General features: G+C 40.2%; 18 protein-coding genes. 1 reads left to right on the top strand and 17 read right to left on the bottom strand.

Features of this window, described 5'->3' with window-relative positions:
- Positions 1–31: 31 nt before the first annotated feature.
- The 17 genes from H4J69_RS16210 to H4J69_RS16130 all read right to left on the bottom strand — a co-directional run bounded on the left by H4J69_RS16210 (position 32) and on the right by H4J69_RS16130 (position 19408).
- Positions 32–2134, bottom strand: a complete 2103-nt coding sequence (locus H4J69_RS16210) for a molybdopterin-dependent oxidoreductase (RefSeq protein ID WP_182231032.1) — start codon at positions 2132–2134, stop codon at positions 32–34.
- A gap of 87 nt (positions 2135–2221) precedes the next feature.
- Positions 2222–2893: a hypothetical protein gene (locus tag H4J69_RS16205; RefSeq protein WP_259364825.1), complete on the bottom strand. Its 672-nt coding sequence runs from the start codon at positions 2891–2893 to the stop codon at positions 2222–2224.
- A gap of 90 nt (positions 2894–2983) precedes the next feature.
- Positions 2984–3982: an NADP-dependent oxidoreductase gene (locus tag H4J69_RS16200; protein ID WP_070377274.1), complete on the bottom strand. Its 999-nt coding sequence runs from the start codon at positions 3980–3982 to the stop codon at positions 2984–2986.
- A gap of 54 nt (positions 3983–4036) precedes the next feature.
- The gene (locus tag H4J69_RS16195; protein WP_182217111.1) at positions 4037–5095 is read right to left on the bottom strand and encodes a patatin-like phospholipase family protein; all 1059 of its coding nucleotides are present in this window, start codon (positions 5093–5095) and stop codon (positions 4037–4039) included.
- A 223-nt stretch (positions 5096–5318) separates the two neighbouring features.
- The gene (locus H4J69_RS16190; RefSeq protein WP_182231033.1) at positions 5319–6440 is read right to left on the bottom strand and encodes a zinc-binding dehydrogenase; all 1122 of its coding nucleotides are present in this window, start codon (positions 6438–6440) and stop codon (positions 5319–5321) included.
- Positions 6441–6546: 106 nt separating this feature from the next.
- Entirely contained in the window at positions 6547–6972 is a 426-nt protein-coding gene (locus H4J69_RS16185) for a DoxX family protein (RefSeq protein ID WP_182217083.1), read from the bottom strand.
- A 135-nt stretch (positions 6973–7107) separates the two neighbouring features.
- A complete protein-coding gene (locus H4J69_RS16180) occupies positions 7108–8775 on the bottom strand; it encodes an AMP-binding protein (RefSeq protein ID WP_182217082.1) in 1668 nt (555 codons plus the stop codon).
- A gap of 82 nt (positions 8776–8857) precedes the next feature.
- The gene (locus H4J69_RS16175; protein WP_182231034.1) at positions 8858–10039 is read right to left on the bottom strand and encodes an acetyl-CoA C-acyltransferase; all 1182 of its coding nucleotides are present in this window, start codon (positions 10037–10039) and stop codon (positions 8858–8860) included.
- A 48-nt stretch (positions 10040–10087) separates the two neighbouring features.
- Complete coding sequence (locus tag H4J69_RS16170) at positions 10088–11011, bottom strand: SDR family NAD(P)-dependent oxidoreductase (protein ID WP_182231035.1); 924 nt, start codon at positions 11009–11011, stop codon at positions 10088–10090.
- Between the two features lie 41 nt (positions 11012–11052).
- Positions 11053–11514 carry a MaoC family dehydratase gene (locus tag H4J69_RS16165; RefSeq protein ID WP_182217076.1) on the bottom strand — a complete coding sequence of 154 codons (462 nt, stop codon included), beginning with the start codon at positions 11512–11514 and terminating at the stop codon, positions 11053–11055.
- 44 nt (positions 11515–11558) lie between these two features.
- On the bottom strand, positions 11559–13364 hold the full coding sequence (locus H4J69_RS16160) for an acyl-CoA dehydrogenase (RefSeq protein WP_182231036.1): 1806 nt from the start codon (positions 13362–13364) through the stop codon (positions 11559–11561).
- Positions 13365–13413: 49 nt separating this feature from the next.
- Positions 13414–14175 (bottom strand): SDR family NAD(P)-dependent oxidoreductase, encoded by a 762-nt coding sequence (locus tag H4J69_RS16155; protein WP_182231037.1) that lies wholly within the window; start codon positions 14173–14175, stop codon positions 13414–13416.
- A 65-nt stretch (positions 14176–14240) separates the two neighbouring features.
- A complete protein-coding gene (locus H4J69_RS16150; protein ID WP_182231038.1) occupies positions 14241–15284 on the bottom strand; it encodes a phosphotransferase family protein in 1044 nt (347 codons plus the stop codon).
- Between the two features lie 52 nt (positions 15285–15336).
- A complete protein-coding gene (locus H4J69_RS16145) occupies positions 15337–16545 on the bottom strand; it encodes an acyl-CoA dehydrogenase family protein (RefSeq protein WP_182173479.1) in 1209 nt (402 codons plus the stop codon).
- 126 nt (positions 16546–16671) lie between these two features.
- Positions 16672–17787, bottom strand: a complete 1116-nt coding sequence (locus H4J69_RS16140; RefSeq protein WP_182231039.1) for an NADH:flavin oxidoreductase — start codon at positions 17785–17787, stop codon at positions 16672–16674.
- Positions 17788–17875: 88 nt separating this feature from the next.
- Complete coding sequence (locus tag H4J69_RS16135) at positions 17876–18646, bottom strand: SDR family oxidoreductase (protein WP_070376874.1); 771 nt, start codon at positions 18644–18646, stop codon at positions 17876–17878.
- A gap of 36 nt (positions 18647–18682) precedes the next feature.
- Positions 18683–19408 carry a histidine phosphatase family protein gene (locus H4J69_RS16130; RefSeq protein ID WP_182217067.1) on the bottom strand — a complete coding sequence of 242 codons (726 nt, stop codon included), beginning with the start codon at positions 19406–19408 and terminating at the stop codon, positions 18683–18685.
- 313 nt (positions 19409–19721) lie between these two features.
- Between H4J69_RS16130 and H4J69_RS16125 the strand changes: the two genes are divergently transcribed.
- Complete coding sequence (locus tag H4J69_RS16125) at positions 19722–20621, top strand: LysR family transcriptional regulator (protein WP_182221891.1); 900 nt, start codon at positions 19722–19724, stop codon at positions 20619–20621.
- The last annotated feature ends 23 nt before the right edge of the window (positions 20622–20644 follow it).

Genomic DNA, 20644 nt, shown 5'->3' with positions numbered 1-20644 from the left:
GGGCTTAATTATAGTCTAATTCGACTAACATCTACGCAACGTTAATTGCGACCGGTGTACCATTTAAAGCAGCATTACCGGTTAAAGTATCTACTCGACTTGCATCGGTTAAATCATTAATACTAACACCTGGTTGCTTGGCTGCAACCGACATCTGGGTGCCTTGTTGATTATGTCCCCAGCCTTGCGGCATACTGACCACCCCACGTTGAATATCGTCGGTGATCACTACCTCTATTTTCACTTCACCTACCATTGAGCTCACCATAACAGATTGACCATTGCTAATGCCTAATACCTTAGCATCATCTGGATGAACCTCTAAGGTACAAGGATTTTTGCCTTTAATTAAGCGCTCGGAATTCTGTGTCCAGGTATTATGACTTTTCACTAAACGGCGACCAATTAAATCGAACGGATAGTTGATATCACGAGCAGGATGAATAATAACATTTTGCAAACGCGGTAAATCATTAATATAGAGTTGCGGCACTAAGTTTACACTACCTTGCTCGGTTTTTATCCGCGCTTCGATACACGGCATTAAAGGTCCAATATCGATACCATGAGGATTGTCGATTAATTTTTCTAAGCTCATACCTTGTTTACCATAAGGACCCTTTTGCAATTCCATGTCTAAGATCATTTCTGGTGTGTATTCATCAAGGTCTGTATCTGTCATTCGTGCCGCTAGCTCCTTCAGTATTTGCCAATCGGTGCGTTGATAGTCTGCTGGTTCAAACAATGGCTTAGAATATTTGACGGTATTTCTTACTGAAAATGAATTGAAGAAAATATCAAAATGCGAATTTTCAAGACCGGTTGTTGCCGGTAAAATAATATTAGCGTGTTTAGTGGTTTCATTAAGATAAATGTCGATGGCGACCATATAATCTAATCCTGAAAACGCATCAGCTAATTTATGTCCACTCGGTGATGAAAGCACAGGGTTACCTGCAACAGTAATTAAGCTTTTTATTTGACCTTCACCGGGGGTTAATATCTCTTCAGCTAATGTTGCAACCGGAAACTCACCATTGAAAAAAGGTAACTTTCTGACACGACTCTTATATTGCCCAAACGAGCTTTTATAACCCTTCTTATGATTTCTTAATAAATCAAAAGCGGGCTGTGGAAACATAGCACCGCCTGCACGGTCAAAATTGCCGGTTATAATATTCAGCACATTGGTTAGCCATTGGCATAAACCACCGAACGTTTGAGTAGATGCACCCATACGGCTGTAACACACCGCTGAGTCTGCAGTTGTCATATCATTGGTTAACGTTCTAATATCACTTGCCGGTATGCCGACATACTTAGCCACAGATTCGGGTGAATAATCATTAGCGATATTTTCCAACGCATCTAGTCCATCGACCATATCTGCTAGGTGGCGAAGATTAACGCTATTGGTTGTAAAAACACAGTGGATCATCGCCAATAACAAGAGTGCATCTTTTTCCGGTCTGATAAACAAATGTTGATCGGCAATTTTAGCGGTTCGGGTACGGCGAGGGTCAACAACAACAATTTTACCTCCTCGTTTTTGAATGGCTTTCATTCGGCCGATAACATTGGGTGCTGTCATCATACTACCATTTGAGACCACAGGGTTTCCGCCAATAATCAACATAAAATCAGTGCGGTCTATATCGGGCACAGGGATTAACATACCCGCACCAAACATAAAATTAGCGGCAACATGATGTGGCATTTGATCGGTTGAAGCAGAACTAAAACGGTTTATGGTCCCTAACGCTTTCATAAATGGTTTTAGAAAAAGCGCATTACCTAAGTTGTGCGCGTTAGGGTTTCCTAAGTAAACCGCCAAAGCGTCACGGCCATGTTCTTTTTGAGTGCCTTTAAGTTTTTCGGCTATCTCGGTAAAAGCTTGATCCCATGAAATATCTTCCCAGCCATTAGCTGTCCGTCTAATCGGTGTTTTTAAACGGTCTTCATCATTATAAAAATCTTCTAACGCCGTTGCTTTAGGACAATTATAACCTTTACTGAAAGGGTCTTTTGGGTCGCCTTTAATCGATAAAATATGCTTATCTTGATACTTAATTTCTAAGCCGCACATCGCTTCACAAATATTACAGTTACGGTAGTGCGTTTTGATATCACTCATAGTTATCTCCTAATTTGACCCATTAAAAAATGAAAACCTTCTTGGTTAGCGGCTTACTTGTGGCTTAAAACATATTAACTATTGACGTTAAAATTTTTCTTCAATCCACTGTTTTGTCAGGCCAATACTGACCATACTTTTAAGCTTAAACAATGCCATCCAATCACCATCTTGAGGAACAGCATCGCCGCAACGGGGATCTGAACGTTGCAGCGCGCCCGTCATTTTATGATCTATAGGTATAGTTTCACAGCCATGATCTGATTCACAAATGAAATCCCAAGGCTCTCGAGCCGGAGCATGACAAGCAAAACAGTTGCCGCCAAAACGATTAACAACATCGACAAAACCACGCTTACCGATTTTTGACCCTTGTTCATTAACTTCTAGTTCAAAAAACTCCCAGTCACCCGTCGCGGGAAAAGTACCCGATTCACGTTTAACCATGGCTTCTGTTGGTACAAGTTGTACAACCGAACCCACGGGGTACTTAGCACCTTCTGGTGCATTGGCTGCGGCTAAAGTGCTTGTTATATCTCCTAAAAGATTATCAACATAAAAATGCCTGACCGGTGTCATATCTCTTATGCAGTTAAAGCTGTTCTCATCGACATTAACCTCTGTTATTGCTGTAACAGCGTCAGCGACACTTTGATCAGGGTCTGGTGTCTTAACGGATGTGTCTGCGCTAGCAGACAAGGATGTTAAACATGCAAACACTAAGGAGCACATCAGGTTATTAACAAGTTTCTGGGACATATTCATTTCCATTTTAATTAAGTATCGTAAAGTAAATTTGAGTTTTATTGATAAAAAAACACCTATAACCGCGTAACATTAAGCTGACCATCAGAGTTTAACGATAAGTTTGCCTTTATTTTCACCGGTAAAAAATAAGTTCAAGCCAGTCATCGCTTCATCAAAACCATCTAAGATATGAGCACGATACTTAATTTTACCTTGCATTACATAGGGTGTTAGCTTTTCTAATAGGGCTGGGACTTCGCCAAAATGATCTGGCATAGTAAAGCCCTGTATTGTTAAGCGTTTCTTAATGATAGGGATCCAACTAGGTGCTAAGTCTGGTTCTGCTTTTGGGTAATCAGCAATCATTCCACAAACGACAATTCGACCATGAGCATTCATCCGGGCAATAACATGGTGTTGGATGGGTCCACCGGTATTTTCAAAATAGACGTCAATACCCTTTGGCGTTAATTGCGCTAATGTAGTCGCTATATCATCAGTTTTATAATTTATCGCGCCATCAAAGCCTAATTCATTTACCACCCAATCGGCTTTTTCATCACTACCTACAACACCAATGACAGTAAGTCCGTCGGCTTTAGCAAGTTGCCCAACAATTGAACCAACCGAACCAGCCGCTCCAGAAACAACAAGTGTTTCCCCTTTTTGAGGCTTACCTATGCTGTATAATCCTTGTGTTGCGGTTAACCCCGGCAAGGCAAAAACCGATAAGATAGCTTCATCTGGTAAGGGTGCTGTTACTTTATTTAAACCCGTACCATCACTTAAGTAGTATTCTTGCCAACCCATCATGCCCATAACGCGATCACCAACGTTGAAGTTAGCATGATTACTTTCAACGATTTCACCGATACCTGAACTGCGCATAACATCGCCAAGGGCAACGGGTGGAATATAACTTTCTGTATCTGCACTCATCCAACCGAACATTGCCGGATCTAATGACATATGTGATTGTTTCACAAGAAATTGGTTTTTTGCCACTTCAGGAATATTCTTTTCTACAACATCAAACAAATCAGGTCCTATTGGACCACCAGAAGGACGTGCAATTAAATTTATCGCTTTATACGTTGTAATCATTATTATCTCTATGCGTTTATAGTATGTAATTGACGACTCTTTATTAAGAGACTATGCCAATAACTGATTTATACTCTTTATGTGGTTTAACTGTTGATTTTTATAAATCTGATCAAATGACTCCGCTAATTTTTCGCTGTCATTCATCACTTTTTGCCAATACCACATTCGCTGTTTGCGGCTCATGGTAACGAAGTCGTTTCTGTCAGGAATTTTATGATGAGGTAATGCGTCAATAAATTTAGCAGAAGGACAAATCAACACCGTATTGTCGTAGTTTTTTAATCTTACTTTTCTTGTTAAACTTTTATCAAACCAACCCGCCTTAAGTGATGAGCTAAAATGGGGGTAAAGTGTTAATCCTGGATTTTTAATCTCAAAATCAAAATGATAATCAACAATACCACCATCTCGATACATACCTTTTGGACTGTTTTCAATATCGCTAATACCCCGCATCACTAAGGGTATTGAACCTGAAGCTAGTAACGCGTTACGAATATTACCTGTTGAAAAAGGTAGACGGGATGTGGGTATGTTATCAGGATCGCTAAGCTCAAGGTTACTATGGCTCGACTGAAAAATATAACGCTCATATTGGCTATTTAAGCGTGGGCGGCTGATGCGATTATTAACATAGCTTTTTGCTAGGCCAAGTCCCTGAATAAATTTATTTTCATAAGCAACAAAACCGTTACATTTAGCAACGATGATATGCGCTTTAAAATGGAGGTTATCAACAATTTCTTGCTCGCCTGATTCACCAAAAATAGCATCCATCATTTCTAGTGCTTTTTCGCTAACCTCTGCGGGCTTGGCTTTAGCCGTGTAGGTAGTTTCATGATAATTTTTTGCGAGACGCCCTATTGCAGCGATGGGATCTTTTTGAGCAAAACATGCATTTCTAAAAGCACCAACACTTGAGCCAATAAGGTTTAATGCTTGTTCTCTATCTTTAAAAAACTCACTAAAGAGGTATTTATCTAAACCATATAAAGTAAACCATTTAGGTCCACCACTCGCCGCTAAAAAAGAGCTAAATAAGTCAGGTGAAAATCCATTTTCTTTAATCGTCTTCATGGCTGAATCGCCAGCATATATTTCTAACATATTATTTTGTTGTTCACTTTTTGGTGACAATAATAAATCATTATAATCTCTAAGCTATGGTAAACGTTAGAAATAAATTAAACAAATGAATAGTACTTATGGTTCATTATTCACCAAATGAATTCGAGTTAACGAAAACGAGAAATATAACCAAGCTTAAGATAGTGAAAAGCACAAATGAGGAGACTAAACCCAAAGCGTTCAGTCTCCTAACAGAGGTGAACTATTTTTTATTGGGATTAATCAGATATTTTTCGCCTGTTTTCTTAGCATTGTATTGTAAAACAATCGTTGGGGTCATCGCTTGTTCAAAACTTAATTCGTCAGTAAACGCACAAGCAAAAGTGGTTTTTATCTCATCGGCCACTTGCTTTTGTAATTTTGCGATTTGTTGTGGTTGCAACTTGCTCAAAAAGCTCATCAATAACCAACCGCCTATGCCCCATGTCATTCCGTAAGCGCGATTTAAGATACTTGGGGTGAAGTCTAACCCCCCATAAATATAAACTTGTTTATTTGTCTCTGAACCATAAGTATTAAAGCCAACAGCGTCTTTACTGCCAGACTGCTCCATAGCGTTCAGGATATCACTGACAATTTCTCCACCACCTATTGCGTCAAAGGCTAAAGTTGCCCCTGTTTCATCAATCGCTTTATACAAATCAGCCTTGAAGGTTTTACTCGATGAATCACAAATATATTGAGCACCAATTGCTTTAAGTATATCGGCTTGTTGCTGACTTCTAACAATATTGACCAAAGGAATGTCTTGTGCCAAACATATTTTATTCAGCATTTGTCCTAGACTTGACGCTGCAGCGGTATGCACTAATGCACTGTGCCCCTCCATACGCATGGTTTCTACCATACCTAAAGCAGTTAAAGGATTTACAAAAGAAGAAGCAGCATGCTTAGCTGTAGTCCCCTCATGGTGAACAATACAAGCTTGTGCGGGTACGCAACAATATTGGGCATAGGCGCCTCCGGTTAAAACCGCGACTGTTTTCCCCATTAACGACTGAGCAGCGTCACTATCACCGGCAGCAATCACGGTACCTGCGCCTTCATTACCAATAGGTAATACTTGATCTAAACGAGATTTAATTCGAGGTAGTATACTGCTATGCACGGGTGCACTGAGCGTTAATTTATCTGCACTTAATACCGCCTCGGCTAAATTAGCAGGTCCAAACATCGGCCACATATCAGATGGGTTGATGGGAGCGGCTTCAATGCGAACGATCACTTCATGGGATTTAGGTGTCGCTACCTCGACCTCTTTTAAAGATAGTTCAAGTGTTCCGCTTGCAGAAATATGAGTAAATAATTGTTTTGAGCTTGTCATGATAAGATATTCTCCAGCTGTTTGTTGTCGTTTTATGACGTGGTAATTTTGATAGCGTTAGGTGCTACCTTGCGTGTTGTCTTGGCTACAATAACGATTACTTCCATTAGCGCCTTTCAGGCTCAGTCACTTTACGACCCTCAAGACTAAATTTGCCGGTTCCTAGGCCAGTTATTATTAATAAACCGGCTATTATGCCCATATTTTTAAAGAAGTTTTGTAATTCGTGACTCCGCGCCACACCTTCTGTCATTCCCCAAAAGTCATGCATAAATAGGCTGATCAACAAGGTTAGACCCGCTAATATAAAAGCAGACACTTTACCTTTAGAACCAACAATGATAGCCACTCCACAAACCAATTGAATAATAATGGTTAACACTAATAATAACGATACCATAGGAACATTGTGCTGCTCCATGTAGACACTGGTGCCCTCAAATTTGTTAATTTTACTTATCGCAGGGATAATAAAGTAAAACCCCATCAGTAAACGTCCCAACAAAAGACAGCTATTTTCTAAAATATTCAAGGGTAAATCCTTATCGTGTTAATGAGTTTTTTAGCTTCCTAGCAGAATAAAAAACGCCTAAGGACTAGCATAACACTAGCCGTAGGCGTATATATCCAATCGATTTAGTTCTAGAAAAAAGTTAACCTAGTCTATTTATGCAACGTCCTTACGTAACTCTTTTCGTAAAACTTTTCCGACATTACTTTTGGGTAGCTCATCGATGAACTCTATCAACTTAGGACGTTTATAGTTTGTTAGCATTTCATGACAATGATCAAATATATCTTGCTCTGCTAAATTAGGATTTTTCCTGACAATAAAAACCTTAACCGCTTCTCCCGTTGTGTCGTGTGGAATACCAATAGCAGCGGCTTCAAGTACACCATCATGCATAACGAGTACTTCTTCAATTTCATTAGGAAAAACATTAAAGCCTGAGACGTTGATCATGTCTTTTTTTCGGTCAACAATTTTAAAAAAGCCATTTTCATCCATGGTGGCAATATCGCCGGTAGCTAGCCAACCATCTTTGAGCACTTCTTCGGTTGCATCGGGTCGGTTGTGATAACCTTTCATCACCTGAGGACCTTTAACCCACATCTCACCGGGCTCACCTAGCGCAACTTCCTCACCATTATCGCCAATTAAGCGAATATCGGTCGAAGAAACAGGTAAGCCAATAGAGCCGTTATAGCTTTGTTGATTAAAAGGGCTCATCGTCACTAATGGCGCACACTCTGTTAAACCATAACCTTCTAACAATCTTGTTTTAGTGACTTTTTCCCAAAGCTCGGCTACCGGACGTTGTACTGACATTCCGCCACCAAAACCAAGTTTTAATGGGCTAAAATCAAGTTGGTCAAACCCAGGGGTATGTAATAAAGCATTAAACAAAGTATTTACACCCGTGATAATAGTAAAAGGGTATTTAGCGAGCTCTTTAACAAAGCCTTTCATATCTCTTGGATTGGTAATTAAAATATTAGTACCGCCAAAAGGCATAAAACATAAGCAATTAGACGTTAGCGCATAGACATGATAAAGCGGTAAGGCTGTCACCATAATTTCTTTGCCTACTTCATATATATTTTTAGTCGCCGCATTTGATTGTTCGAGGTTAGCTACCATATTGCGATGGGTAAGCATGGCTCCTTTTGATGGGCCCGTCGTGCCACCGGTATATTGTAAGAAGGCTAGATCTGAACCAACCACTTTGACAGGACTAAAGGTTAATTTAGCTCCTTTTGTCATCGCTTGATTAAATCTGACTGCTCCAGGAAAATTAAAAGCAGGCACCTGCTTTTTAACATGCCTGAGTACACTGTTAATAAGTAACCCTTTAACTGCCCCTAACCTGTCACCTACAGCCGTAAGAACAATATGTTTAACATCGGTTTTATCAATAACTTTTTCAAGGACATGGGCAAAATTCTCGAGGATGAGAATAGCTTTAGTGCCTGAGTCTTTTAACTGATGCTCTAATTCACGTGCTGTGTATAACGGGTTAACATTCACCACGGTAAGTCCAGCTAATAAGGCACCAAATAATGCGATAGGGTATTGAAGAAGATTGGGGATCATAATCGCGAATCTATCACCTTTAACTAATCCTAAATCTTGTTGTAAGTAAGCCGCAAAGTCATGAGCTTGTTGACCAAGTTCTTGATAACTAATGCTTGCTCCCATATTAATAAAAGCGGTGTTATCTTGATATAACTTGGTATATTTAGTAAATAAATCTGCTAATGAGTTATATTTATCTGGGTCTATTTCGAAATCAACACCAGGTGGGTAACTCTTTTCAAGCCAAATCTTTTCCATTATATTTATCTCCCCAATCACAAATTGTTTACGTGGCATTATTATTATAGTTACGCCACGGTAAATGTTTTAATTAAAACGCTTAAAGTACTTCAAACAGACCCGCTGCGCCCTGTCCACCACCAATACACATGCTGATCACAACATATTTAATTCCACGACGTTTTCCCTCAATCAGTGCGTGCATCACCATACGTGTGCCACTCATACCATAAGGATGGCCAATAGAAATTGCACCACCATTTACATTAAGACGATCTTCAGGAATGCCTAATTTAGTCGCACAATATAAAACTTGTACCGCAAAAGCTTCATTGATTTCCCATAAACCGATATCGTCAATCGTTAAGTTATTACGCGCTAACAATTTGGGTATCGCATAAATCGGCCCAATACCCATTTCATCGGGTTCACAACCGGCAACGACCATGCCACGATAGACACCTAAAGGCTTAAGGCCTCTCTGCTCAGCTAAACCTCGTTCCATTAGAACAACGGCTGCAGCGCCATCGGATAACTGCGAAGCATTACCGCCCGTAATAGCACCATTATCTTTGACCGCCTTTAAAGCTGACAGTCCCGCTAACGTTGTTGATGGACGGTTACCTTCGTCTTTAGTTAAAGTGACCGTTTCTTTACTGATATCACCCGTCGCCTTGTCCATAACCAGTTTAGTACAGGTCACTGGCACAATTTCATCATCAAACCTACCCACTTGTTGCGCTGCGGCGGTGCGTTGTTGAGATTTAAGTGCATAGGCATCTTGCTCTGCTCGAGAAATACTATAGCGATTGGCAACAATTTCGGCCGTATCAAGCATCGGCATATAAGTAGCTGGTCGATAGGCTTTAACACTTGGGTCAACAGCTCTATACATATTCATTTTATCGTTTTGTACCAAACTAATGGAATCGCAACCGCCTGCAAGCACCACTTGTGCGCCATCACAAACAATATGATTGGCCGCAATAGCAATAGACATTAAGCCTGACGAACATTGACGATCGACAGTCATGCCAGGTACAGAAACCGGCAACTCAGCCGCCATTGCCACTTGCCGACCAAAGTTCATCCCTTGATTACCTTGCGTTAGAGCGGCACCAAAAATACAGTCTTCAATTTCATTGGCATCAATTCCTGCTCTTTCAACGGCGGCTTTAACCGCAGTAGCCGCTAAGGTTGGCGCCGATAAATCATTAAAGGCACCTCGGTATGCTTTTCCTATCGGGGTACGTGCGGCAGATACTATTACGGCTTCTCTCATCAGTATTCCTTTTTAATTATGATGTGAACGACAAACAAGTTGTCATATTTACTTTTGCTGCTGTGACTTCATATAAGCCATAGCTTTGCTGACAAATTTCTCACCTTGTTTTGATCCAGAAGATAAAGCTGCTTGGCCTGCTTCATCGGTTAACTGTGACCACTGTCCGCGCACGGATTCTGGTGTTTGTGACGACTGTGGGATAAAACAACCTTGAGTTTCAAACATGCTTGCACTTGAGTAACCGCCCGCACCTGCACATAAAATAAAGCGGGTCGGCGCATCGTCATCGCAAAGGGTTAGCAAACCAGCCGTTACCGCTTCAGGAGCAAATGCTTTTACAATTTCTTCAGGCATTAGGTCTTCAGTCATACGTGTGCCAGCGGTTGGGGCAAGCGCATTTATCCGGATATTATTCTTAAATCCTTCAATCGATAACGTATTCATTAAGCCTAAAACTGCCATTTTAGCTGCGCCATAGTTAGCTTGGCCAAAATTACCATACATGCCACTGGATGAGGTTGTCATCACAATACGGCCATAGTTTTGTTCACGCATGATATCCCAAACAGCTTTAGTACAATTAACGCTGCCCATCACATGAACATCCATCACCAAGGAAAAGTCTGCTAAGGTCATTTTAGTAAAGGATTTATCTCTTAAAATACCGGCATTGTTGATTAAAATATCAACACGTCCCCATTTTTCCATTGCTTGATTAACCATGTCTTGTACTTCATCAAAGTTCGCAACATTTGCGCCATGGCTGATGGCTTCTCCACCCTTTTCTTCAATTAAACGCACAACATCTTGTGATGCTTGTGAAGACGCCCCGCTACCATCGCGCGCACCTCCTAAATCATTAACAACGACTTTTGCGCCACGCGCAGCAAGCGCTAAGGCATGTGAGCGACCTAATCCATTACCTGCGCCGGTAACTATAGCGACTTTTCCTATAAAACTGATTGTCATGATATTTCCTTAAAATACTTTAAAATTACTTTTTAGCCATGTTATTTTACCATTTGTACTGAAATCCACTGTGCGACTAGCGCAGGTGTTTCACTGCCTTCAATTTCAACACTTACTTGGGTAGACAAACGATATTGTCCTGGTTTTTTTTCTTCAATCGCCAACGTTGTTGCATGTGCTCGAATACGACTATTGACCGCAACGGGTTGCAAAAATCTCACCTTGTCAAAACCGGCATTTAAGCCCATGTAAAATCCGTCAATGATAACGCTAAAGTCTTCAGCAAAATGAGAGAGCATTGATAGCGATAAGAAACCATGAGCAATAGTACCGCCAAAGGGTGTCGCTTTTGCCTTTTCTTCATCAACATGGATAAACTGATGATCGAGTGTACAATCAGCAAATTGATCAATTTGTTGCTGAGTAACTAAGTGCCAAGGCGTTGGTTTAGCTTGAAAACCTATATAATTTGCTAATTCTTCTTTGTTAATTATAGTTGGCATAAGGTGTCTCTATTATTTATTTAACTGCTATTTTTAATGACTCTTTAAAACCATTCAGCTTTCATCTGATAAGTGCTGTCATCACTGTCTATTAACAGCGCTGACCATAACGCTATTTGCGGTAATTCAAACCTATAGAAATACTGTAAGGTTTGCAGTTTTCCTTGATAGAAATTTTCATCACTTTGGTGTGGTTTATTTTCAAGCGCTTTCGTGGCAACAAGGCCTTGTTTGAGCCATAACCAAGCGACGATCACATGTCCAAACAACTCGAGGTATTTAACCGAATTAGCTAAAGCTAAATCAATATTTTTGGTGGTCATGGCGGTTAATAGTGCTTCGGTAGTTAGCTGTAAACTTTTTACCGCTGCCGTTAGTTGTTGGCTAAATTCAGTTAAACTTTGATAATTTTTGGCTTTTTCTATCGTTATATTTATTTCAGTTAATGTTGCTAAGTATCCTGCCATCTTATTCATTGGCACCTTTCGGGTTAATAAGTCCAACGACTGAATACCCGTTGTACCTTCATGAATAGCGTTTAAACGATTATCACGATAAAATAATTCCACGGGGTGTTCATTAATATAGCCATGACCACCGAGTACTTGAATGGCCAGGTCATTGGCTTTAGTACCATATTCAGAAGGCCATGTTTTAATAATAGGGGTAAGAAAGTCTAATAAGAGATGTGCGTGCTCTTTTTCTTTAGCACTAGCTGCTGTTTTCTCATCGTCACTCAATTGTGTGCCATAAAGTACTAATGAAAATGCGCCCTCTGCGTAAGCTTTTTGCGCGAGAAGCATTCTTCGTACATCGGCATGTTCGATAATATTAACCATAGGTGATAGTGGATCTTTACTCGAGGGTAAACGACCTTGTGGCCGATTTTTAGCATAATCTAATGAGTACAAGTAACCTGCTATACCGATAACCGCCGCACTGGTTCCAACCATAATGCGTGCTTCATTCATCATATGAAACATATATTTAAGCCCTTGGTTTTCTTCCCCCACTAGGTAACCAACAGAACCGTTCTTTTCTCCAAAACTCAACGCAGTGGAAGTTTGAGCCCGCCCGCCCATTTTATGAAATAGTCCGGATAAGGCGACTTCATTGTCATCGCCAATTGAGCCATCGTCATTAAGCAAAAATTTTGGCACAACAAAAAGCGAAATACCTCTTATCCCTTTTGGCGCGCCGGTTAATCTCGCAAGCACTAAGTGAACAATATTTTCACTGAGATCATGATCACCACCCGATATATAAATTTTATTACCACTAATACGATAGCTACCGTCTTCGGCCTTAGTCGCTTTAGTGATTAAATCACCTAAGCCTGAACCACTGCCCGGCTCTGTCATCGCCATTGTGCCCATAAAACGACCCGCTCGCATTGGTTTTACCCACTTTTCGATGAGGTCTTCACTGCCATGCGCGCTAAGTAAATTAGCATTCGCGGTGGTTAACATGTTGTAACCTAAACCGACACCACCAGCGACAGTTAAATATGAAGTAGCGATGCTGGCGATGATTGGCGGCAGTTGCATACCACTGGTTTCATAATCTGCGGTCGCTGAAGATAAACCCGAGGCAATAACGGCATCAATAGCGGGTTTGAGCTCAGGAATTAAATGTACCTTTTTACCGTCAAACGTCGGTTGGTGAGTATCAAGTTTTTGACGAATAGGTAAGAAATGTTTTTCTGCTATAGTTTTAGCCGTAGCAATAACTTCGTTAAATGTATGCCGGTCATGATCTTGATAACGTTCTCTTTTTAAAAGAGACTCACTATCAAAGAATTCATACAGCATAAATTCAATATCTCGTTGATTCATTAATTCACTGGCCATTCGGGTCTCTTCTTATTAACTATTTAAAAAAGTAACACAAGATTATTGTTTACTGCGCTGATACACCGCCATCAATCGCGATACATTGCCCGGTCATATAAGTGTTCGCGGGTGACAGCATCATTAGCATCACGGCAACAACTTCTTTAGGCTCGGCTAAACGCTTCATTGGCGCACCTAAACTCATTTTACTTTGCATACTTTCATCGGCCATGTCAGTGACCATTTTAGTTAAGGTAAAAAAAGGACATATCGCATTGATACGAATATTATGGCGACCATATTCAACAGCGCCCGTTTTTGTCAAACCAATAACGGCATGCTTTGCCATAGAGTAAGCCGCAACTTTTGCCGCACCGCCAAGACCTGCCATTGAGCTAACGTTTAAAATGGCGCCACCTTGTTGCGTTAACATCTGCTTAATTTGATGACTCATGCCAAACTGCACACCTTTAACATTAACGGCAAATTGTCTATCCATCAGGGCTTCGTCAATTTCGTGTAACGCATGAAAATCATGAGCAACACCTGCATTATTAACACCAATGTCAACACGACCAAATTTTTCAATGGCTAAGTCGACCATAGCTTTACAATCTGCATTTTTAGCAACATCGCATTGAAGCCCGAACACCTCAGCGCCTGAAGCTGCAATATCATTGGCCACCTTGTTAACACCTGCTTCGTTAATATCACTGATCACTAACTTAGCACCACGCTGAGCTAACTCTTGGGCTAATAACATACCAAACCCCTGAGCAGCACCCGTAATAACAGCAACTTTTCCGGTAAAATCTAATAATGGATCCATTTTTTTTCCTTAAAATATTATTTGAACGTGTTTATTGTCATGGTGCTAAATTGAATAGCTAGCGACTATTTGGTGGCCTTTTCTTGCGCTATTATCTCAAGAGCCATCAGTGCTAAAGGTTCGACAAACTGACCAATTTTACTGGCATTTTCATTCGACGCATTGCCCTGTGACGCTCTTTTGGCAACACCTTGAACAATGGCGGCTAACCTGAAAAAACTAAAGGCGAGATAAAATGTCCAGTTATCTATCTTTTCAATGCCCATACGCTGACAATAGGTTGCCACATATTCTGCTTCCGTTGGGATGCCTAGACTGGCTCTATCTACTCCTTTTAAGCCATCGATACTGCCAATACCTTGAGGCATACGTAATCCCATACATTGATAGGCTAAATCAGAAAACGGATGTCCTAAGGTTGAGAGCTCCCAGTCAAGAATGGCTATAATTTCTGGTTTGTCTTTGGCAAACATCATGTTGTCTAAGCGAAAGTCGCCATGGACTAAACAAACTTTGCCATCATCTGCGGGTAAATTAACTTCAAGCCATTGGTTTAACTTGTCCATCGCTATTATTTTTTTGAGTTCTGAGGCACGGTATTGCGCAGACCAACGATCATATTGACGTTGAAAATAATTACCTGCTTTTCCGTACTCACTTAAGCCAACACTTTCAACATTGATGCGATGTAAAGCAACCAAAGCATTGTTCATTGCGTCATACATTTTACTGCGATATTCATTAGTTTTGACTTCTGCTAATGAGGCACTCCAATAAACGCTACCATCACAATATTCCATCAGATAAAACATCGAGCCAATAATGCTAGTATCTTCGCAAAGGTGATAAACCTCGGCGACAGGAACGTCTGAAGATTTTAACGCGGCTAGCACTTTATATTCACGGTCAACCGCATGTGCTGATTTTAGGAGTTTTCCTGGCGGTTGGCTGCGCAAGACAAATATTCCGGACTGCGCTATCACTTTATAGGTCGGATTAGATTGTCCGCCTGAAAATTTATCAAGCGTAATGGGACCGATAAAACCATCAAGATGAAGTGCTAGGTAAGCGGTGAGTTTTTCAACATCAAAAGGTACGTTTGCTGCCATGTATTTATTCTCTTTCAGATTTAAGACGATTAATTTCAATAATCATTTAATGTTATGTCGATTTTTTTACTAAATCTCGTCCAAGTTGCATCATGTGAACTTGATCAGGACCATCTGCTAAACGCAAGGTTCTTTGAGCCGCATATGCATGCGCTAAAAAAGTATCCTGACTAACCCCTACCGCGCCGTGACATTGAATAGCTCGGTCAATAACGTCAAGCGACATATTCGGTGCAACTATTTTTATCATGGCAATAATATCTTTCGCCGCTTTATTACCTTCAAGGTCCATTTTTTGCGCCGCTTTTAACGTCATCAAACGCGCTTGTTCAATTTGACAAGCTGAAATAGCAATATCTTCGCGTATTGATTGTTGTTTTATCATCGGACGACCAAAGACAATACGTTCATTAACACGCTTACACATTAAATCTAACGCACGTTGAGCAATGCCAATCGAACGCATACAATGATGAATACGACCAGGACCTAAACGCCCTTGCGCGATTTCAAACCCTTTACCTTCAGCAACAATAATATTGTCGATAGGCACTCGAACATTTTCAAAAATAATTTCAGCATGTCCTTCTGGCGAATCATCATAGCCAAACACTTTCATTGGGCGAACCATAGTGACACCGGGTGTTCTCATTGGCACTAGCACTTGCGATTGTTGAATATAACGATTTTCATTGTCGGGGTCGGTTTTACCCATAACGATCATAATTTCACATTGTTTACGGCACGCGCCACTGATGTAAAACTTTTTACCGTTAATGACATATTCATCACCGTCACGTTCGATACGTAATTCAATATTGGTCGCATCACTTGAAGCGACTTCAGGCTCTGTCATGGCAAAAGCGGAACGGATTTTTCCTTCAAGTAGCGGCTCTAACCACTGTTTTTTCTGGGCTTCACTGCCATATTTAGCGAGAACTTCCATATTGCCTGTGTCAGGAGCCGCACAATTAAACACTTCTGGCGCCCACATCACTTTACCCATAATTTCAGCTAAAGGTGCATATTCTAAGTTAGTTAAACCCGCACTATATTTGCCATAACTCAAAGGTAAGAATAAATTCCATAGCCCTTCTGCTTTTGCTTTCGCTTTTAGCTCTTCCATTAACGGCGGTGTTGACCAAGGCTCTTGTGCAACTTGTTCATGCATTTTCTGTTCAGCAGGATAAACATATTTATCCATAAATAAATTTACACGATTTATTAATGCGTTAACTTTGTCACTGTATTCAAAATCCATGAGAGATCCCTATAATTTAATAGCGCCCGTTTACTAACGAGTGCAGTGAGAATTTTTTTGTCACGATATTCAAAAATCATTGTCGGTTGAAAGTTGATTAATCAACCGACAACTGACTTAATTTATTTAACTTAACTTCATTAACGCTTCTTTATTAAACGGGGCTATTTGGTCTTCTTTTTTATCTCGTATTTTATTAACCCACTCTGGATCGACTAATAACGCTCGACCAATAGCAACCAAATCAAATTCATCATTATTTAGGCGCGTTAATAAACCATCAATTCCGGTTGGGTTAGAAGCACCGCCCAGGTCCATACTACCTTCACCGGTGAAGTCACTGTCGAGCCCAACACTGCCCACGGTTATTACCGGTTTATGGGTTATTTTTTTCGTCCATCCGGCTAAATTCAGCGTCGAGCCTTCAAATTCTGGTAACCAAAAACGGCGGGTGCTCGCATGAAATATATCGACCCCAGCATCACTTAATAGTGTTAAAAAAGTCGTTAACTCTGCGGGTGTTTGGCAAAGTTTTGCATTGTAGTCTTGTTGCTTCCATTGAGAAAATCTAAAGATAATAGGAAAATCATCACCAACAGCGGCGCGAATTGCTTGGACAATTTCAACACCAAAACGGGTACGGTTTTCTAATGAACCTCCGTAACCATCATCACGCTGATTTGTGCCTTCCCAGAAGAACTGATCAACCAAGTAACCATGAGCACCATGAACTTCAACGCCATCAAAGCCAATATTTTTAGCCTCGAGAGCAGCTTGCGCAAAAGAAGCAACAACTTCGTCAATATCGGCTTGGCTCATTTCAATACCATTGGGGGCACCGGGTTTATATAAGCCAGATGGACTATAGGCAGGTACTGATTTATCTGGGCCAATACCTTCTTTTCTCACTGAACCAACATGCCAAATTTGTGGCACGATTTTACCTCCAGCAGCATGTACCTCATCGACAACATGTTTCCAGCCAGCTAAAGCTTCTTCACCAAAAATAGCAGGAACTCGCTCATAGCCATTAGCCGCTTTATGCGAAATAAAAGTACCTTCGGTAATAATTAAACCGACATTACCTTCTGCTCTGCGTCGATAATATTTTGCAACATCGTTATTGGCAATATAGTTAGGCGAAAAGGTCCGAGTCATCGGAGCCATAACCGTACGATTTTTTAACGTGAGTGCACCTGATGAAAATGATTCAAAAAGTTTGGCTGAATTACTATTACTCATTGTGTTTCCTGAAATTTATTAATATTAAATATTGCAGCAGACAAATTAATGCCAACGGTTGCCAGAGCCTTGTTAATAACTTTATTGCCTAGCCAATTAAATAACCACCATCAACGTTAATCGCAGTGCCTGTCGTGTAACTTGATGCATTTGAAACCAAGTAAAGTACAGTGCCAGCCATTTCTTCAGGCTGCGCAATACGCTTCATCGGCACGTGATGCAACATTTGTTCAAGTATCTTGGGATTATTGACTAATGTTGACGCAAATTTTGTATCGGTGCCGCCGGGTAATAAAGCATTAACTCGAATATTAAATTGAGCACACTCTTTGGCAAAGGTCTTAGTCATAGAGATAACCGCGGCCTTGGTAATGGAATAAATCCCCTGAAAGTCACCAGGAATAACACCGTTAATAGAAGCCACATTGACAATAGCGCCACCATTATTTTCTTTCATTAGCTTTGCCCCAATAACAGACATGAAAAAATATCCGCGAATATTGACGTCGACTGTTTTTTGAAAAGCACTTAAATCAGTATCTAACACATGGCCAAAATAGGGATTAGCCGCGGCGTTATTAACTAAAATATCAAGCTTGCCATGTTGTTCTTTAATCAAAGAAAAAATGTTTTCGATTTGGTCCATTTCGCCAATATGACAAGGTATAGCTTGAGCGCTGCCACCTGCGGCAATAATATCGTCAACAACAGTTTGGCAACCTTCAACTTTACGGCTAGAAACAATGACATGGGCGCCACTTTGCGCCAGTAATTTAGCTATTTGTTCACCAATGCCACGACTTGCGCCAGTAACCAAAGCGATTTTTCCTGTTAGATCGAATAAGTTAATCTTGTTCATGTTAAGTCTCCTTCTTAATTGCTAATATATTATCGATTATCTAAACGTCACCCAGTCTTCACCTGCTAGGGTCAAATGACTATAATTGTTAAAATAATCAATGCTTAAATTCTTTTCTGAAAAGAGTAATTTAGTAACACCAGTATTGCGTGACTGTTGATTGATGATTAATGTTTTTTCATCAGATAAGCCTAAAACATGCTGAATAATGACAGCTATGGTGCCACTTGAAGTAAATATACAAATATTGTTTGTATGTTGATTCTTTTGTGTAATAGTTTTTCTTGCCGTTAGCTCTTGCTTAATGACATCTTGTAATGCGCTAATACAACGTTTTTTAAATTGACTCCAACTTTCTTTATACTCATTGTCGTGGTTGCCACCTGTCCACCGAAGCAGTGCATTAGCAAACTCTTTTTGAAAAGCTTTATTTGCGCTCGGCTGTTTACTCATTATCGTAGCCATTTTTGAAAAATCTTTCCATTGTGCATCATAGCAAGTTAACAATTCTTGATGATTAAACTCATTAAACCCTGAATGCAGTATCACAGGTGATGGTTCACTTTCATAACCCAGTAAGAAATGTTCTAGGGTTTGTCCGTGTCGCAGCAAATCACCCGAGTAAATCTTTTCTGGTGCAGATATGGCTTGCCAATACTTACCCAATAAGCGCGATTGTTCACTGCCTTTTTCAGACAAGAGGTCGTAGTCGGCTTTACCAAAAGAGGCTTGCCCGTGACGTATAAGATAGATGGCCGTCATGCGTTTACCCTTTCACAGAAATAGGTTGCGATTTTAATAGCGGGCTTATTATCATCTTCATCATTAATTGAGGTTCTTTAAATATCTTTTTTTTCGATATATTGATATTAATTGCCAGTCAACAATTAAACAAATGAATAGTTATTATGACCTACTATTCATCTTACAAATAAAGAAGCCGAAATATAATAACGATTGATTAAATATATGACCCTAATTAAATTAAATAATAAACTTAATGATTAACTATTCATTTTATGAATAGAATGGCAATATTAATTTCTTATTTTACGAATTAGGTTGAAATATAACGATGAAAGTCGACTTAAATTTATTTGTGGTCTTCGAAGCCATTTACTGCGAAGGCAATATTACCAAAGCAGCATCAGCACTGAATTTGTCACAGCCAGCAGTGAGTCACTCTTTGAGTAAATTACGCGCACATTTTGACGATCCACTTTTTGTGCGACAAGGCAATGAAATGCGGCCTACTGTAGTGGCTAATAATGTAGTTGCAGATGTTCGTGAAGCTTTACGTCAATTACAAATATGTTTAGCACAGTCAAAACAATTTCAACCGATGACCTCGCGCAAAAGTTTTACCATTTCGTTGCACGTTGCCTTAGAAGCTTCTTACTTGCCGCCTTTGATACAGAGAATTCATAAAGAAGCGCCCTGGGTAAATATACAAAGTAGCCGCCGAGTTAATCGCCATGAACTGGAAAATAAACTCGCCAGCGGCGACATTGATTTAGCCATAGATACTCTATTACCCGTTAGCGACAATATATTACACACCCAATTAGAAAAAGATAAATTAGTAGTCGTTGCACGTAAAAATAATCCACAAATTAACGCAATACTAGATTTAGAAAGCTACTTAGCGATGGACCATATTTTAGTGTCGTCGCGTTCTACAGGACCAAGCATTGAGGATTTCGAATTAGCTCGTCTTGGATTACAACGTAAAATAGGTTTGCGGTGCCAACATACATTTTCAGCATGTCGGGTTATAGCTGGTAACGATATGTTGCTCACGGCAACAGAAACAACCGCTAAAATGTACGCGCAATTGCTCGATTTGGTTATATACCCATTACCTGTAACACTACCTGATATTGATATGCATCTTTATTGGCATACAAACCTCGACTTTGAACCCGCTAACAAATGGCTTAGAAATAAAGTGATTCAAGCAACACCCGGCGTTTAAAGTCACTTATTGCTAGATATACC

The organism is Colwellia sp. BRX10-9, assembly GCF_014077405.1.
In the GTDB taxonomy this organism is placed as follows: Bacteria; Pseudomonadota; Gammaproteobacteria; order Enterobacterales; family Alteromonadaceae; genus Colwellia_A.
Note: the sequence above shows the minus strand (reverse complement) of the source record. Positions and strands in the feature narration are given on the sequence as shown.

Bases quoted from the DNA above. Each gene is read 5' to 3' on its own strand.
- H4J69_RS16210 (WP_182231032.1), bottom strand. From the start codon at position 2,134: ATGAGTGATATCAAAACGCACTACCGTAACTGTAATATTTGTGAAGCG.
- H4J69_RS16205 (WP_259364825.1), bottom strand. From the start codon at position 2,893: ATGTCCCAGAAACTTGTTAATAACCTGATGTGCTCCTTAGTGTTTGCA.
- H4J69_RS16195 (WP_182217111.1), bottom strand. From the start codon at position 5,095: ATGTTAGAAATATATGCTGGCGATTCAGCCATGAAGACGATTAAAGAA.
- H4J69_RS16190 (WP_182231033.1), bottom strand. From the start codon at position 6,440: ATGACAAGCTCAAAACAATTATTTACTCATATTTCTGCAAGCGGAACA.
- H4J69_RS16180 (WP_182217082.1), bottom strand. From the start codon at position 8,775: ATGGAAAAGATTTGGCTTGAAAAGAGTTACCCACCTGGTGTTGATTTC.
- H4J69_RS16175 (WP_182231034.1), bottom strand. From the start codon at position 10,039: ATGAGAGAAGCCGTAATAGTATCTGCCGCACGTACCCCGATAGGAAAA.
- H4J69_RS16170 (WP_182231035.1), bottom strand. From the start codon at position 11,011: ATGACAATCAGTTTTATAGGAAAAGTCGCTATAGTTACCGGCGCAGGT.
- H4J69_RS16165 (WP_182217076.1), bottom strand. From the start codon at position 11,514: ATGCCAACTATAATTAACAAAGAAGAATTAGCAAATTATATAGGTTTT.
- H4J69_RS16160 (WP_182231036.1), bottom strand. From the start codon at position 13,364: ATGGCCAGTGAATTAATGAATCAACGAGATATTGAATTTATGCTGTAT.
- H4J69_RS16155 (WP_182231037.1), bottom strand. From the start codon at position 14,175: ATGGATCCATTATTAGATTTTACCGGAAAAGTTGCTGTTATTACGGGT.
- H4J69_RS16150 (WP_182231038.1), bottom strand. From the start codon at position 15,284: ATGGCAGCAAACGTACCTTTTGATGTTGAAAAACTCACCGCTTACCTA.
- H4J69_RS16145 (WP_182173479.1), bottom strand. From the start codon at position 16,545: ATGGATTTTGAATACAGTGACAAAGTTAACGCATTAATAAATCGTGTA.
- H4J69_RS16140 (WP_182231039.1), bottom strand. From the start codon at position 17,787: ATGAGTAATAGTAATTCAGCCAAACTTTTTGAATCATTTTCATCAGGT.
- H4J69_RS16135 (WP_070376874.1), bottom strand. From the start codon at position 18,646: ATGAACAAGATTAACTTATTCGATCTAACAGGAAAAATCGCTTTGGTT.
- H4J69_RS16130 (WP_182217067.1), bottom strand. From the start codon at position 19,408: ATGACGGCCATCTATCTTATACGTCACGGGCAAGCCTCTTTTGGTAAA.
- H4J69_RS16125 (WP_182221891.1), top strand. From the start codon at position 19,722: ATGAAAGTCGACTTAAATTTATTTGTGGTCTTCGAAGCCATTTACTGC.